18 protein-coding genes are annotated in these 12978 nt (G+C 64.4%); 9 read left to right on the forward strand and 9 right to left on the reverse strand.

Annotation, left to right across the window (positions count from 1 at the left end):
* Window positions 1-9: 9 nt before the first annotated feature.
* From ptsN to lptC, 6 genes are all read right to left on the reverse strand, one after another.
* Window positions 10-474, reverse strand: coding sequence for a PTS IIA-like nitrogen regulatory protein PtsN (gene ptsN / locus EOA38_RS02060; RefSeq protein ID WP_027165361.1), 465 nt, complete (start codon window positions 472-474; stop codon window positions 10-12).
* Window positions 475-534: 60 nt separating this feature from the next.
* Window positions 535-1119: a ribosome-associated translation inhibitor RaiA gene (gene raiA / locus EOA38_RS02065; RefSeq protein ID WP_126091941.1), complete on the reverse strand. Its 585-nt coding sequence runs from the start codon at window positions 1117-1119 to the stop codon at window positions 535-537.
* 315 nt (window positions 1120-1434) lie between these two features.
* Window positions 1435-2964, reverse strand: a complete 1530-nt coding sequence (gene rpoN / locus EOA38_RS02070; RefSeq protein ID WP_126091940.1) for an RNA polymerase factor sigma-54 — start codon at window positions 2962-2964, stop codon at window positions 1435-1437.
* Window positions 2965-3152: 188 nt separating this feature from the next.
* Complete coding sequence (gene lptB / locus EOA38_RS02075) at window positions 3153-3971, reverse strand: LPS export ABC transporter ATP-binding protein (RefSeq protein ID WP_126091939.1); 819 nt, start codon at window positions 3969-3971, stop codon at window positions 3153-3155.
* On the reverse strand, window positions 3971-4564 hold the full coding sequence (locus EOA38_RS02080) for an LptA/OstA family protein (protein ID WP_126091938.1): 594 nt from the start codon (window positions 4562-4564) through the stop codon (window positions 3971-3973). The genes lptB and EOA38_RS02080 overlap by 1 nt, the downstream gene beginning before the upstream one ends.
* Window positions 4551-5264 (reverse strand): LPS export ABC transporter periplasmic protein LptC, encoded by a 714-nt coding sequence (lptC, locus tag EOA38_RS02085; protein ID WP_126091937.1) that lies wholly within the window; start codon window positions 5262-5264, stop codon window positions 4551-4553. The genes EOA38_RS02080 and lptC overlap by 14 nt, the downstream gene beginning before the upstream one ends.
* A 291-nt stretch (window positions 5265-5555) precedes the next feature.
* Here lptC and sppA point away from each other — a divergent pair, with 291 nt between their 5' ends.
* The 4 genes from sppA to EOA38_RS02105 all read left to right on the forward strand — a co-directional run bounded on the left by sppA (window position 5556) and on the right by EOA38_RS02105 (window position 8312).
* Window positions 5556-6509, forward strand: a complete 954-nt coding sequence (gene sppA, locus EOA38_RS02090) for a signal peptide peptidase SppA (RefSeq protein WP_126091936.1) — start codon at window positions 5556-5558, stop codon at window positions 6507-6509.
* An 80-nt stretch (window positions 6510-6589) separates the two neighbouring features.
* Window positions 6590-6874, forward strand: a complete 285-nt coding sequence (locus EOA38_RS02095; protein ID WP_027165368.1) for an integration host factor subunit beta — start codon at window positions 6590-6592, stop codon at window positions 6872-6874.
* Window positions 6875-6988: 114 nt separating this feature from the next.
* On the forward strand, window positions 6989-7321 hold the full coding sequence (locus EOA38_RS02100) for a DUF1049 domain-containing protein (protein ID WP_126091935.1): 333 nt from the start codon (window positions 6989-6991) through the stop codon (window positions 7319-7321).
* Between the two features lie 28 nt (window positions 7322-7349).
* On the forward strand, window positions 7350-8312 hold the full coding sequence (locus tag EOA38_RS02105) for an ornithine cyclodeaminase family protein (protein WP_126091934.1): 963 nt from the start codon (window positions 7350-7352) through the stop codon (window positions 8310-8312).
* On the opposite strand, the gene EOA38_RS02110 is transcribed toward EOA38_RS02105, so the two are convergent.
* The 3 genes from EOA38_RS02110 to EOA38_RS02120 form a co-directional block, all read right to left on the reverse strand.
* Window positions 8305-8742 carry an EVE domain-containing protein gene (locus EOA38_RS02110; protein WP_126091933.1) on the reverse strand — a complete coding sequence of 146 codons (438 nt, stop codon included), beginning with the start codon at window positions 8740-8742 and terminating at the stop codon, window positions 8305-8307. The genes EOA38_RS02105 and EOA38_RS02110 overlap by 8 nt on opposite strands.
* Complete coding sequence (locus EOA38_RS02115) at window positions 8739-9119, reverse strand: VOC family protein (RefSeq protein WP_126091932.1); 381 nt, start codon at window positions 9117-9119, stop codon at window positions 8739-8741. Before EOA38_RS02115 ends, EOA38_RS02110 begins: the two co-directional genes overlap by 4 nt.
* Before the next feature lie 71 nt (window positions 9120-9190).
* Window positions 9191-9892, reverse strand: a complete 702-nt coding sequence (locus EOA38_RS02120) for a YafY family protein (RefSeq protein WP_126091931.1) — start codon at window positions 9890-9892, stop codon at window positions 9191-9193.
* Window positions 9893-9973: 81 nt separating this feature from the next.
* Between EOA38_RS02120 and EOA38_RS40920 the strand changes: the two genes are divergently transcribed.
* The 5 genes from EOA38_RS40920 to EOA38_RS02140 all read left to right on the forward strand — a co-directional run.
* Window positions 9974-10096 carry a hypothetical protein gene (locus tag EOA38_RS40920; RefSeq protein ID WP_281059651.1) on the forward strand — a complete coding sequence of 41 codons (123 nt, stop codon included), beginning with the start codon at window positions 9974-9976 and terminating at the stop codon, window positions 10094-10096.
* A gap of 40 nt (window positions 10097-10136) precedes the next feature.
* Window positions 10137-11219 (forward strand): class I SAM-dependent rRNA methyltransferase, encoded by a 1083-nt coding sequence (locus EOA38_RS02125; protein ID WP_126091930.1) that lies wholly within the window; start codon window positions 10137-10139, stop codon window positions 11217-11219.
* A 1-nt stretch (window position 11220) separates the two neighbouring features.
* Window positions 11221-12081, forward strand: a complete 861-nt coding sequence (locus tag EOA38_RS02130) for an RNA methyltransferase (protein WP_126091929.1) — start codon at window positions 11221-11223, stop codon at window positions 12079-12081.
* A gap of 10 nt (window positions 12082-12091) precedes the next feature.
* Complete coding sequence (gene lspA, locus EOA38_RS02135) at window positions 12092-12580, forward strand: signal peptidase II (protein ID WP_126091928.1); 489 nt, start codon at window positions 12092-12094, stop codon at window positions 12578-12580.
* A 121-nt stretch (window positions 12581-12701) separates the two neighbouring features.
* The coding region (locus tag EOA38_RS02140; RefSeq protein WP_148669481.1) for an alcohol dehydrogenase catalytic domain-containing protein at window positions 12702-12978 on the forward strand (277 nt) is incomplete at its 3' end.

Raw genomic sequence — 12978 nt, forward strand, 5'->3', positions numbered from 1 at the left:
CTCGAAGCTTCAGGCCGCGTGCGAGGCCTGCGTATCCGACAGAAGCGCGTGGATTGCCACGGCGTCGCGCGTTCCCCTGATCTTGGCTACCGTATCGGCGTCGCGCAGCACGCGCGCGATGCGCGACAGCGCCTTGAGATGGTCGGCGCCGGCGCCTTCGGGCGCAAGCAGCAGAAACACCAGATCGACCGGCTGATCGTCGAGCGCCTCGAAATCCACCGGCGTCTCCAGCCGGGCGAAGACGCCGGCGATCCGCTTGACCCCTGCGAGCTTGCCATGCGGAATGGCAATGCCGTTGCCGACACCGGTTGAACCCAGCCGCTCGCGCTGCAGGATCGTGTCGAACACCTCCCGCTCCGGAATCCCTGAAATCGCCGCCGCCCTCTCCGACAGCAATTGCAGAAGTTGTTTTTTGGAATTCGCCTTCAACGCCGGCATGATAGCCGAGACGCTGATGAGATCGCTGAGATCCATGCTTGAAAAATCCCTTGCTCGCCTGCCGCGCCAGTCGTCCCCCTCGCGCGGCCGGCTTTCTTAACCCTGCGCGACTTTGGTCGTCGACGGATCGATCCAGCCGATGTTTCCATCCGGCCGGCGGTAGACGATATTGACATGGTCGTTTCCGGCGTTGCGGAAAACGAAAACCGGGCTGTCCTTGGTATCGAGCTCGATGACGGCTGACGCCACCGACATGGTGCGGAGAGTCACCGTCGATTCGGCGACGATGGCCGGAGCGAAGTCTTCCGGGATTTCCTCATCGTCGTCGGCGAGCGGCTCCATCACGGTGTAGGCGATATCGGTGGATTCGCCATTGCCATTGCTGGAACTGTGCGACTTCAGCCGGCGCTTGTAGCGCCTGAGCCGTGTTTCGAGGCGATCGGCGGCCGCCTCGAAGGCAAGCGTGGGATCCTGGGCGTCGCCGGTCGCCTGCAGCGAGGCACCGGAATCGAGACGGATCATGCAGTCGGCCGAGAAGCGCGACCCCGCCTTGATGACCGTTACATGTCCTGAAAAACCCCGATCGAAATATTTTTCGATCGCTTCGTTGACACGATCGTTGATGCGCGTGCGGAACGCATCGCCGATGTCCATGTGTTTTCCCGAAATGCGCAGATTCATCTGAAAACTGACCTTCCTTGCTCAGGCTTCAAACTGTCCCGAGTTTATACCCGTGGTGCGCGCGCACAAGCTTTGCGGCGGCACGCGCGCCGATTTTAGACCCGAACTTTCCGGTTGATCACAAGTCGCCTTCTGGCCGTCCGAGGCCTTCGCTTTGACGGACCCATCCGCGAGCGGGCATCACGGCCCGGCTCATGCGGGCGGGCTTCTAGACACTTCATTGCAGCTTGTCAATGAAGCATGAAAACTGTGGAAATCCGCCCGTTCCCCAAGCTCAGCACCAATTAGGTCAGGCCGGCTGAGTGTCAACTGCCCCTAGCGCCCGGCGTTGGCCAGCGCCCGCTTTTCCCGGCGGCGCTGCACCGAGGAAGGGATGTTCATGCCCTCCCGGTACTTGGCGACGGTGCGGCGGGCGATGTCGACGCCGCTTTCCCTCAGCATGTCGACGATGGCGTCGTCGGACAGCACGTCGGCGGGCTTTTCCTCGTCGATCAGCTGCTTGATGCGGTCGCGCACGGCTTCCGAGGAATGGGCTTCGCCGCCCTCCGCGGAGGCGATCGAAGCGGTGAAGAAATAGCGCAGTTCGAAGACGCCGCGCGGCGTCAGCATATATTTGTTGGCGGTGACGCGGCTGACCGTCGATTCATGCATGCCGATCGCGTCGGCCACGGTGCGCAGGTTAAGCGGCTTGAGATGCCGCACGCCATGGACAAGGAACGCGTCCTGTTGGCGCACGATTTCCGAGGCCACCTTGAGAATGGTCTTCGCCCGCTGGTCGAGGCTGCGCGTCAGCCAGTTGGCGTTCTGCAAGCATTCGGCCAGAAACTCCTTTTCCGCCTGGTCCCTGGCGTGGCTGGAAACCCGAGCGAAATAGACGTGGTCGACCAGAACGCGCGGCAGCGTGTCGGGATTGAGCTCCACCGCCCAGCTCCCGTCGGCAGCCGCCCGCACCTCGACATCGGCGACGATGGCGTCGCTCGCGCCGCCCGAAAAGGCGGTACCGGGCCGCGGATCGAGCGCTCGGATCTCGGCCAGCATGTCGAGAAGATCCTCCTCGTCGACGCCGCAGATACGCTTCAGCGTCTGGAAGTCCCGTCGCGCGAGCAGCTCCAGATTGGCGACCAGCGCCTTCATCGCCGGATCGAGCCGGTCGCGCACGGCAAGCTGCAGCGACAGGCATTCGGCCAGGTCGCGGGCAAACAGGCCGGCGGGCTCGAAAGTCTGGCAGACCGTGAGCACGCGTGAAACCGCCGCCTCGTCCGCGCCAAGCCGCGCGGCGATTTCGTCCAGGTCGGCGCGCAGATAGCCGGCCTCGTCGAGGCTGTCGGCAAGCTCGCCCGCAATCAGGCGTTCGGCAGGGTTGGGGAAGGCAAGCGCGATCTGCTCGCCGACATGCTCGCGCAGCGTCACGACGGTCGCGGCCATCTCGCCGACATCGAAACCCTCCGACGAGGCGCCGCCGGCACTGCCCCCCGAAGCCGACTTCCATTGCGCCGAAAGGTCCGGCCCCAGCTTTTCGCTTGTTCCGGGATCGTCGGGAAACAGGTTCTCCAGCGAAGAGTCGAGCTTTTCCGAGATCGCCTCGGCGCTCCATTCCGTCTCGCCTTCGAACCAGTCGTCCCCGGCAGCGGGTTCCGGAGCGGTCTCGCTCTTCTGCGGCAGGTCGCCGCCCGTTTCATCCTGCGGCTCGGCCCGCTCCAGCAATGGATTGCGCTCGATCTCCTCGTCGATGAAGCGTTCGAGCTCGACATGGGTGAGCTGCAGCAGCCGGATCGACTGCATCAGCTGGGGCGTCATCACCAGCGACTGGGACTGTCTGAGCTGCAGTTTGGCCGCCAGCGCCATGGTTGGATTCAAACGCCTCGTCTACGCTTCGAACTATGGTTTTTCGGTCGGCCATAGAAACTGGCCCGGCTTTTGCTTGTCAAGGCAAACGCTAGCATCCCCGGCTTACCGGAGCGTTATCCGGTGCCGGAACCGTCAAGAATCTCGAAAAACGGACGAAAATCCCGCCGAACGGGAGATTTTCGTGCTTAGAGGGTAAAGCCCTCGCCGAGATAGAGACGCCGCACATCGGCGTTGGCGACGATTTCGTCGGCCCTGCCATGCGTCAGCACCTGGCCGGCATGGATGATATAGGCGCGGTCGATCAGCCCGAGCGTCTCGCGCACATTGTGATCGGTGATCAGCACGCCGATGCCGCGCGCGGTGAGATGGCGAACGAGCTGCTGGATGTCGGCGACCGCGATCGGATCGATACCGGCGAAAGGCTCGTCCAGCAGCATGTAGGCCGGCCGCGTCGCCAGCGCCCGCGCGATCTCGAGACGCCGCCGTTCACCGCCAGACAGCGACATCGACGGCGCCTTGCGCAGATGGCTGATGTGGAATTCCTCGAGCAGCTCGTCGAGCGTGCGTTCGCGTTCCTTGCGGCTCTTTTCCACCACCTCCAGAACGGCGCGGATGTTCTGCTCGACGTTGAGGCCCCTAAAGATCGACGCTTCCTGCGGCAGATAACCGATGCCGAGGCGGGCGCGGCGGTACATCGGCATCGAGGTGACGTCGAAGCCGTCGATCTCGATCGTGCCTTCGTCGACCGGCACGAGACCGGTGACCATGTAGAAGCAGGTGGTCTTGCCGGCGCCATTGGGGCCGAGCAGGCCGACGGCCTCGCCGGCGCGCACGCCGAGCGTCACGCCGCTCACCACCTTGCGGCCCTTGTAGCTCTTGGTCAGGCCCTTGGCGATCAGGGTGCCCTTGAACTTTGCCTTGTCGGCGCCGACCGTTGCCGGCGCAGCCGGCTTTGCGGCCGCCCGTCCCGGAAGACGGGCAAGCAGCGAGGATACGCCGGTCATTAGTCCTGCTGCGCTCCCTGCTGCTGCGCTCCCTGCTTCTGGGGCTTGAACGACATGATGACGCGAGGACAACCTTCGACATTGCCGAGGCCGCTTTTCATCTGCACGGTGAGCTTGCAGCCCTTGAGCACGTTATCGCCCTGCGACAGCACCACTTCCTTGCCTTGAAGCACCAGCACCTGCGTCTTCATGTCGAAGGTGCCCTTGTCGCCGGTGGCGATCTGGTCGTTCGACTTGATGTAGACTTTGTTCTCGACCACCAGATGGTCGATGTTGGCCGCACCCGTCATCGCCGACGCGCCGGCCGCCGCGCCCTTGGGGGCATTGGCATCCTTGACGTAGTAGACCGTCATCTTGCCGGCCTTGAGCAGCGTCGGCCCTTGATTGACGGTCACGTTGCCGTTGAACACCGCCACGCTGTCGACCTGCCGGACCTCGAGCTTGTCGCTTTCGATCTGGATCGGCTGATCGCCCGACAGCTTCAGTCCGGGGATCTGGCTGCTCGCGCTCGACTGCGCAAACGAATTCGCCGTTCCCAGCAACAGCAGTGCAGAGGCTGCGCCCAGAAGCCACGCGGATTTACTGCGACGCATTCTCTTCTCCACTCTTAATCCCCGCCGCCTTCAGAGCGGCCGGATCGATGTTGACGCGCACTCGGCTCTCGAAAACCACCACCTTGCCGTTCTCTTCCACTGACATCGAGTCGGCGGTGATGCGCGACCCGCCGCGACTGACATCGACCGGATTGCTCGTCTTCATAGAGCCTTTGCCCATGTCTAGGAAGACCGATTTGAACTTGGCCACCATGCCGTCGGTGGTGGTCACCGAGACATCGCTGGTCAGGTCCATTGTGTTAGCGCCGCGATCGTAGATGCCGTGCGCGGCATCGACCGCCACCACATTGTCGCTGGCGACAGGCAATTTGGCGTTGATGCCTTCGAGGTCGATGACGTCCTGCTTGCCGACATCCTGCGTCGCCCTGGTCGCTGTCAGCGAATAAGGCAGTTTCTGCTTGGTGAAGCCGTTGAGCTTGGGATTGGCCATCACCAGCTTGCCGTCCGAAAAGGCGGCTCCATCGGCCTGCACCGAGACCGAAACCGGCGCGGCGAGGTAGGAATAGACTGGAAAGGCGATTGCAATAGCCGCCGCCAGCAGCGGCACGGCGAACTTCAGCACGCGCACGCGGCGCGAATGCCGCTCCGCACGGTCGAACGCGTCGCCGCGCGCGCCGCTTTCGCCAGCGGCAGCCGACACCATTTCGGCATCGCTCGTATCGTCAGATCGCGCCAACATGACTGTTTTCTAATGAGCCCTTGCCCGCCAAACACCGCCTATAGGTGGTATGCCGGCCCCCGCAAGCAAGCACAAGCGGAGGAAAACTGCAAAAATGTGACGGCTACTACCGCAGGACTAAGACGAATTCGGCTGAACTGCCAGCCCTTCATAGCAGATAGGGGCCGGCTGCGTTAATTTTTCGTGAGGTCGTCGTGACAGCTGCGTTGGCGCCGGAAGCTGTCAGGAAACGGTAGCCCCGCGCGGATGCTTGCTTTAAAAGCGTCCTCTCCCACCGATTGTGAGGCTGATATGGCTATGAGAGCCGACGACCTGATCGACCGCCGCCGCTTGCGCCGCAAGCTGACGTTCTGGCGCGTCGCCACGTTTGTTGTTCTGGCGGCGGCGCTGATCGCCTTTTCGGCCTGGATCTACAGTGACGATTTCACCGGCCAGGCGGTCGACCACATCGCCAAGGTCAAGATCGAAGGCACCATCACCGAGGACGAGGAGCTGATCAAACGGCTGGAGTCGATCCGCAAGTCCGCGACGGTGAAGGGCGTCATCCTCTCGATCGATTCGCCCGGAGGCACCACGGTCGGCGGCGAGTCGATCTATGAGGAAGTACGCAAGCTTGCCGGCGACAAGCCGGTGGTGGCGGAGGTCGGCACGCTGGCGGCGTCCGCCGGCTACATGATCGCAAGCGCGGCCGACCATATCGTGGCCCGCAAAACCTCGATCGTCGGCTCTATCGGCGTGCTGATCCAGTATCCCGACGTCAGCGGCCTGATGGACAAGCTCGGCATCAAGCTCGAGGAAGTGAAATCCTCGCCGCTCAAGGCCTCGCCCTCGCCCTTCAAGCCGACCAACGACGACGAGCGCGCCATGGTGCGCAAGCTCATCCTCGACAGCTATGACTGGTTCGTCGGCATCGTCGCCGAGCGGCGCAAAATGACGCATGAGCAGGCGCAGGCGCTGGCCGACGGTTCGATCTTCACCGGCCGCCAGGCGCTCGGCAACCACCTTGTCGACGCGGTCGGCGGCGAGACCGAGGCGATCGACTGGCTGGCGACCAAGGGCGTCGACAGCAAGCTCAAGGTCGTCGAGTGGAAGAACACGGAGGGCCGCAGCTACCTGTTTCCGAGGAGCATGACCAAAGCCGTCGCCAACGCGCTGGGCCTGCCGGACGCCGGCGGCGATGTCATTCACGAGCTCGGCGCAGACCGCTTGTTCCTTGACGGTCTCGTTTCGGTCTGGCACCCTTGACAAGCTGTCGGGAAGAACCAAAAAAGCAATAAAATCATCCTGATAATTTGACCGCTGTGTGGTTTACGGGGAACGTTCTCATGATCAAATCCGAACTTGTGCAGATCATTGCCGCGCGCAACCCTCATCTTTTCCTGCGCGACGTCGAAAACATCGTCGGCGCGATCTTTGACGAGATCACCGACGCGCTTGCCGAAGGCAACAGGGTCGAACTGCGCGGCTTCGGCGCCTTCTCGGTGAAAAACCGCCCCGCCCGCACCGGCCGCAACCCGCGCACCGGCGAGTCCGTCGAGGTCGAGGAGAAGTGGGTGCCGTTCTTCAAGACCGGCAAGGAGTTGCGCGAGAGGCTGAACGGCGGCAAATAGGCGCCGCGCCGGATCGCAGCGACGTTCCGGCGCTTGGAGCATGTCTCCCGAAAGTGGAGACCGGCTTCGGGACAAAGACATGCGCGCTTTAAGATGCTTCTCCACGGAGATCTGATGTTCAATCGCTTCATGCTCGTCGTGGTCTTCGTGCCGCTGGCCATCATCCTGATCGCGCTTGCCGTGGCCAACCGCGGACCGGTCGCCTTCACGCTTGACCCGTTCCACCCCGGCAATCCGGCGCTGACGCTGAACCTGCCGCTCTTCATCTTCCTGTTCCTGGCTTTAGCCGTCGGCATGGTCGTCGGCAGCATGGCGACCTGGGTGAAGCAGGGCCGCTACCGCAAGCTCGCGCGCCAGCGGGGCCTGGAGGCCGAGAACCTGCGCCAGGCGGTGAGCCGTGCTCCCGCGGCGCCGAAAGGACCGCCGCTGCCCAAGCCGACAAACTGAGCAGCAACTCGCTTTCACGGAGCTTTTTATGCTGACCATCTCGGCCACCGAGGTCGATCGCGCGCTCACCTTTCCCGGGCTGGTAGAGACGCTGCGCACGGCCTTCCGCGACGGCGCCGTGCAGCCGGTTCGCCATCACCACGCGATCGAGCGGCCGGATGGCGCCGCATCGACGCTGCTGTTGATGCCGGCCTGGACCGACTTCAACGCCGCCGGCACCTCGGCGGGAGGCCATATCGGCGTCAAGATCGTCACCGTTTCCCCCGACAACAACGCCATCGGCAAGCCGGCGGTGATGGGCCTCTATCTGCTGCTTGACGGCGTGACCGGCGAACCGCAAGCGCTGATCGACGGCCAGCGGCTGACGCAATGGCGCACCGCCTGCGCCTCGGCGCTCGCCGCATCTTATCTCGCCCGCAAGGACGCCTCGCAGCTGCTGGTGGTCGGCGCTGGCGCGCTGTCATCCTTCCTCGCCAAGGCGCACTCGGCGGTGAGACCCATCAAATCCATCCGCATCTGGAACCGCACGCCGGCCAACGCCGAGAAGGTCACGGCGGCGCTCCGCGCCGAAGGCCTTCCGGCCGAGGCCGCCGGAAACCTCGAAGCCGAGCTTGGCGAAGCCGACATCGTCTCGTCGGCGACGATCTCGACAACGCCGCTGGTCAAGGGCGCGCTGCTGAAGCCGGGCGCTCATGTCGACCTGGTCGGCGGCTTCACGCCGACGATGCGCGAAAGCGACGACGACGCCATTTCGCGCGCCCGCGTCTATGTCGACACCCGCGCCGGCGCCACCAAGGAGGCCGGCGACATCGTCCAGCCACTGGCTTCCGGCGTGCTGAAGCCGGAAGCAATCGTTGCCGATCTGCACGAGCTGGCGCGCGGCGAGAAACAAGGCCGCCAGGCGGACGACGAGATCACGCTGTTCAAATCGGTCGGCGCCGCGCTCGAGGACCTCGCCGCCGGCATCGCCGTCTACAAGGCGCTCAAATAGCCGAAGCCGCGAGTATGGCGTCCATCGCCTCGCCGATCAGGCGAAAGTCGTGCTCGCCGATCTCGAACAGCCCGAAGCGAAGCTGATAGCCCCAGTTGGGCCTGCCGGCGGTGAAGTCCAGCCGGTCGAGCAGCGGCTTGATCGGCGCCTCCTTGGCGTCCGACCAATCGACATCGCGCCGCGCTGGCGTGAAGCCGCCGCCCATGATGCCCTGATAGACCTCGCCCTCACGGACCGTGCCGAGAGCGGTGAAGGACTGCAGCCCGTCTTTCTCGCCGAGCACGGTGCTCGGCGAGTAATAGACGATGCCGTCGCCCGGCTTGATGCGGCGAAGCGGCGCCGCCTTGCCGTGGTTCACCTGCATGAAGCCGCCCTGGCGGCCGATCCGCACATGCTCGGCCGATGCGACGGCGATCCAATAGGCGCTCATGCCTGTGCTCCCTCGTTCGGCCAGTAGACGCGCAGACGGTGATTGTCTGGGTCGAGCGCAACGAAGGTGCGGCCGAAATCCATGTCGGTCGGCGCCTGCAGGATCTTCAGACCGCGCTTGGCCCAGTCGGAATGCGTGGCGTCGACCGCAGCCGCATCCTCGACCGCAAGCACCAGCTCGCCACCTCCGCCCGCGGCGGCCGCTGCCGGCTCCACAGTGTGGCGCGACCAGAGGCCGAGCTTGAAGCCTTTGTCGAGCACGAACATGGCAAAGGTCGGCGAGGCCTCGACGGGCGCGCGTCCGAGCAGCGAGGCATAGAACGCACCGCTCCGCTCGGGGCTGTCGACATAGAGGATGACGAAATTGGGCGTGGACATGTCTGATCTCCAAGGTGTTTTGAACCTTGAGGACGGTACGCGATACCGCTGTCAGATTCTGGCAGCAGTCATCAGTCAACCGAGTTTTTTGGACCCGGCGTGTCCAGCGTCGCCCGCCATTCCTTGAGCATCGCCTGACGGCGGCGCGGATAGCGGATGTCCGTGGCGGTGAGGCGGGACATGCGATCGGTGCGGAAATGCCGGAAATCCTGGCGCATCTCGCACCACGCCACCATCACCCTCACCTTGTCGAAGAAGCCGAGCGCGAACGGCCAGACCATGCGCTCCGACGCGGCGCCCCCGGCATCGCGATAGAGGAAGCCGAGCTTGCGCTCCTCGCGGATCGCCTGCCGCACCACGCCGAGATCGATCGCCTCGACGCTCGCTGAACTTGGCCCGACGAGCAGCGTCGTGGCGTCGAGGTCCTCGCGCAGATCGTCCGGCAGCACCGCCGCGATCTTGGACAGCGCATCCGTGGCGGCCGCGGCCAGCCGCTTGTCCGGCTGTTTTGCCACCCAGCGCGAGCCGAGCACGATTGCCTCGATCTCCTCGTCGGTGAACATCAGCGGCGGCAGCATGAAGCCTGGCTTCAGCACATAGCCCAATCCCGCCTCGCCTTCGATCGGCGCGCCCTGCCCCTGCAGCGTCGCGATGTCACGGTAGAGCGTGCGGATCGAGACGCCCATCTCTCCGGCAAGCGTGCGGCCGCTCACCGGCCGGCGATGGCGGCGCAGGATCTGGATCAGGTCGAGCAGACGTTCGGCACGGGACATCGGTTTGCCATCCGGGATTGGGCGGACGATAGGGCTGGGGCGCTCATCGCGGCAAGCTATTTGCCGATATGGAACACTCGCATGCCGTCCCCGTTCTTCCCAATGGAGATGCGCGGATTCCTGGTGTTCTGGTCGGTGCTTGTCACCACGGTCGCGGCGCTCAGCCTCGCAAGGGCGCATGGTTTGTTGCGCCGACCGGCATAGCTGTGGCAGAAGCGAGCCGAACCGCCGGAGATGCTTGTTCTTGAAATCCTTTCGCGACAAACGCCGCGACAGCCGCCCGCACCCGGCCCGATCGGAACCGGCGCGCCAACGCGACACGTTCGCGCCTGCACGGCCGCAGTCGACGACCGGCGAACGCACCGAAACGAAATCCGCGGATCGACAGGAAGCAAAACCGGCGCGGCGCGTGCTTGCGCGCCGCGACGGTGTGCTGCCCGCCGAGCGGCTGCCGCTGATCCTCGAAGTCGCGCCCAACGCCGACTACGCGCTGCTGGACAGCGGCGCCGGCGAAAAACTGGAGCAGTATGGGCCGTACCGCATCGTGCGCCCTGAGGGCCAGGCGATCTGGCAGCGGGCGCTTCCCGCAAAGGAATGGGAGCGCGCCGACGCGATCTTCACCGGCGACACCGACGAGGAAGGCATCGGCCGCTGGCGTTTTCCAAAAACACCGCTCGGCGAGACCTGGCCGATGAAGCATGACGGCATCGACTATCTCGGCCGCTTCACCTCGTTCCGTCATGTCGGCGTCTTTCCCGAGCAGGCCTCGCACTGGGACCACATGGCCGGGCTGATCGTCGCGGCCAAACGCCCGGTCAAGGTGCTGAACCTCTTCGGCTATACCGGGCTTGCCTCGCTGGTGGCCGCACGCGCCGGCGCCGAGGTCACCCATGTCGATGCCTCGAAGAAGGCGATCGGCTGGGCGCGCGAAAACCAGGAGATGGCCGGCCTTGCCGACAAGCCGATCCGCTGGATCGTCGAGGACGCGGTGAAATTCGCCGAGCGGGAAGAGCGTCGCGGCAGCCGCTACGACATCGTGCTCTTCGACCCGCCCGCTTATGGCCGCGGCCCGAAGGGCGAAGTCTGGCAATTGTTCGAGGACCTGCCGGGGCTCACTGACCTTTGCCGCTCGATCCTGACGCCAAAGCCGCTGGCCGTGGTTCTCACAGCCTATTCGATTCGCGCCTCCTTCTTCGCCATCCATGCCCTGATGCGCGACACTTTCGCCGGCATGGGCGGCACGGTCGAATCCGGCGAATTGATCATCCGCGAGAAGTCCGTCGGCCGCGCGCTCTCGACCTCGCTGTTCTCGCGCTGGGTGGCTTGAAATGGTCGCGTATGACGGACACCGGCCGGTCGGCCAGGTCAAGGAAGTCACCAGCCTCGCCAACCCGCTGGTCAAGGACATCAAGGCGCTGGCGCTGAAGAAGTTCCGCGACCAGCAGAACGCCTTCATGGCCGAGGGGCTGAAGCTGGTCATCGACGCGCTCGACCTCGGCTGGTCGATCAGGACGCTGGTCTTCGCCAAGGCCGGGCGCGGCAACGCGGCGGTCGAAAAGGTCGCGGCGCGCACGGTCGCCGCCGGCGGCACCGTGCTCGAAGTCTCGGAAAAGGTGCTCACGGCCATCACCCGCCGCGAAAACCCGCAAATGGTCGTCGGCGTCTTCGCGCAGCGGACGCTGCCGCTGAAGGACATCCGCGCCACGGACGGCGACGTCTGGGTCGCGCTCGACCGCGTGCGCGACCCCGGCAATCTCGGCACCGTCATCCGCACCGTTGATGCCGTCGGCGCCAGGGGCGTCATCCTGGTCGGCGATGCCACCGATCCGTTCTCGCTGGAGACGGTGCGCGCCACCATGGGCTCGATTTTCGCCGTGCCGGTCGCCAAGGCGACTGAAGAGGCCTTCCTTGCCTGGCGGCGCGACTTTCCCGGCCTCGTCGCCGGAACGCATCTGAAGGGCGCGGTCGACTACCGCTCGGTCGACTTCTCGAGAGGCCCTGTCTTGCTCTTGATGGGCAACGAGCAGCAGGGCCTGCCCGACAGCCTCGCTGAAAGCTGCGACCGGCTGCTCAGGATCCCGCAGGCTGGTCGAGCCGATTCCCTCAACCTGGCGGTCGCTACCGGCGTGATGCTGTTCGAGATCCGTCGCGGCGCGTTGAAGCTCGACCCCGCCACCGACATGCGATGAGGACTGCCAAGTGAAATCCTGGTCCCCTTACGCCCTGCTGGTCGTTGCCGCAATCGCGCTCGATCAGTGGATAAAGCAGATGGTGGAGAATGGCCTCGCCTTTCAGGAAAAGGTCGATTTCCTGCCTTTCCTGGCGCTGTTCCGCACCTACAACACCGGCATCGCCTTCTCGATGTTTTCGTCCTTCGGCGATACCGGCCTGGTGATCATCGCGGTGCTCGTGGTCGCCTTCGTGCTCTATCTGGCCGTGCGCACGCCCGCCGGTCACATCCTTGCCCGCATCGGCTTTGCCCTGATCGTCGGCGGCGCGCTCGGCAACCTGATCGACCGCGCCGTTTTCGGCCACGTCATCGATTATATTCTGTTCCATACCCCGGTCTGGTCCTTCGCGGTATTCAACCTCGCCGACGCCTTCATTTCCGTGGGCGCGGCACTGGTTGTCTTCGATGAGCTGATCGGCTGGCGGCGGGAAACCAAGCCTCAGGAGCCGGGCAATTGACCTCGCGCGGCCATCGCCTCAAAGTCGGCCCCTGAAGCAATTCCAGGAAACTGACGCGATTGCGGGAAAGCATGCAGCGGTTTTCCGTCCGCAAGGAAACGCCCGAACCGAGGAGACAAAAATGTCCGATACCTTCAAAGCCATCCTCGTTTCGCGCGATGCCGAGAAGAAGCAGTCGGTCGAAATCGTCGACCTCACCGAAGTCGACCTGATGGAAGGCGATGTCACCGTCGCCGTCGAGGCGACCACGGTGAACTACAAGGACGGGCTGGCCATCACCGGCAAGGCGCCGGTCGTGCGCCGCTGGCCGCTGGTGCCCGGCATCGATTTCGCCGGCACCGTTGTTTCCTCTTCCCATGCCGACTGGCGCAAGGGTGACAAGGTGATCCTCAATGGCT

Origin of the sequence: Mesorhizobium sp. M1E.F.Ca.ET.041.01.1.1, assembly GCF_003997355.1 — a bacterium.
GTDB lineage: Bacteria > Pseudomonadota > Alphaproteobacteria > Rhizobiales > Rhizobiaceae > Mesorhizobium.

Coding starts and splice junctions, on each gene's coding strand:
- lptC (WP_126091937.1), bottom strand. CDS start 5,264: ATGTTGGCGCGATCTGACGATACGAGCGATGCCGAAATGGTGTCGGCT.
- EOA38_RS02105 (WP_126091934.1), top strand. CDS start 7,350: ATGCTGACCATCTCGGCCACCGAGGTCGATCGCGCGCTCACCTTTCCC.
- ptsN (WP_027165361.1), bottom strand. CDS start 474: ATGGATCTCAGCGATCTCATCAGCGTCTCGGCTATCATGCCGGCGTTG.
- EOA38_RS02110 (WP_126091933.1), bottom strand. CDS start 8,742: ATGAGCGCCTATTGGATCGCCGTCGCATCGGCCGAGCATGTGCGGATC.
- EOA38_RS02095 (WP_027165368.1), top strand. CDS start 6,590: ATGATCAAATCCGAACTTGTGCAGATCATTGCCGCGCGCAACCCTCAT.
- raiA (WP_126091941.1), bottom strand. CDS start 1,119: ATGAATCTGCGCATTTCGGGAAAACACATGGACATCGGCGATGCGTTC.
- lptB (WP_126091939.1), bottom strand. CDS start 3,971: ATGACCGGCGTATCCTCGCTGCTTGCCCGTCTTCCGGGACGGGCGGCC.
- EOA38_RS02115 (WP_126091932.1), bottom strand. CDS start 9,119: ATGTCCACGCCCAATTTCGTCATCCTCTATGTCGACAGCCCCGAGCGG.
- EOA38_RS02130 (WP_126091929.1), top strand. CDS start 11,221: ATGGTCGCGTATGACGGACACCGGCCGGTCGGCCAGGTCAAGGAAGTC.
- EOA38_RS40920 (WP_281059651.1), top strand. CDS start 9,974: ATGCCGTCCCCGTTCTTCCCAATGGAGATGCGCGGATTCCTGGTGTTC.
- sppA (WP_126091936.1), top strand. CDS start 5,556: ATGGCTATGAGAGCCGACGACCTGATCGACCGCCGCCGCTTGCGCCGC.
- EOA38_RS02080 (WP_126091938.1), bottom strand. CDS start 4,564: ATGCGTCGCAGTAAATCCGCGTGGCTTCTGGGCGCAGCCTCTGCACTG.
- EOA38_RS02100 (WP_126091935.1), top strand. CDS start 6,989: ATGTTCAATCGCTTCATGCTCGTCGTGGTCTTCGTGCCGCTGGCCATC.
- rpoN (WP_126091940.1), bottom strand. CDS start 2,964: ATGGCGCTGGCGGCCAAACTGCAGCTCAGACAGTCCCAGTCGCTGGTG.
- EOA38_RS02120 (WP_126091931.1), bottom strand. CDS start 9,892: ATGTCCCGTGCCGAACGTCTGCTCGACCTGATCCAGATCCTGCGCCGC.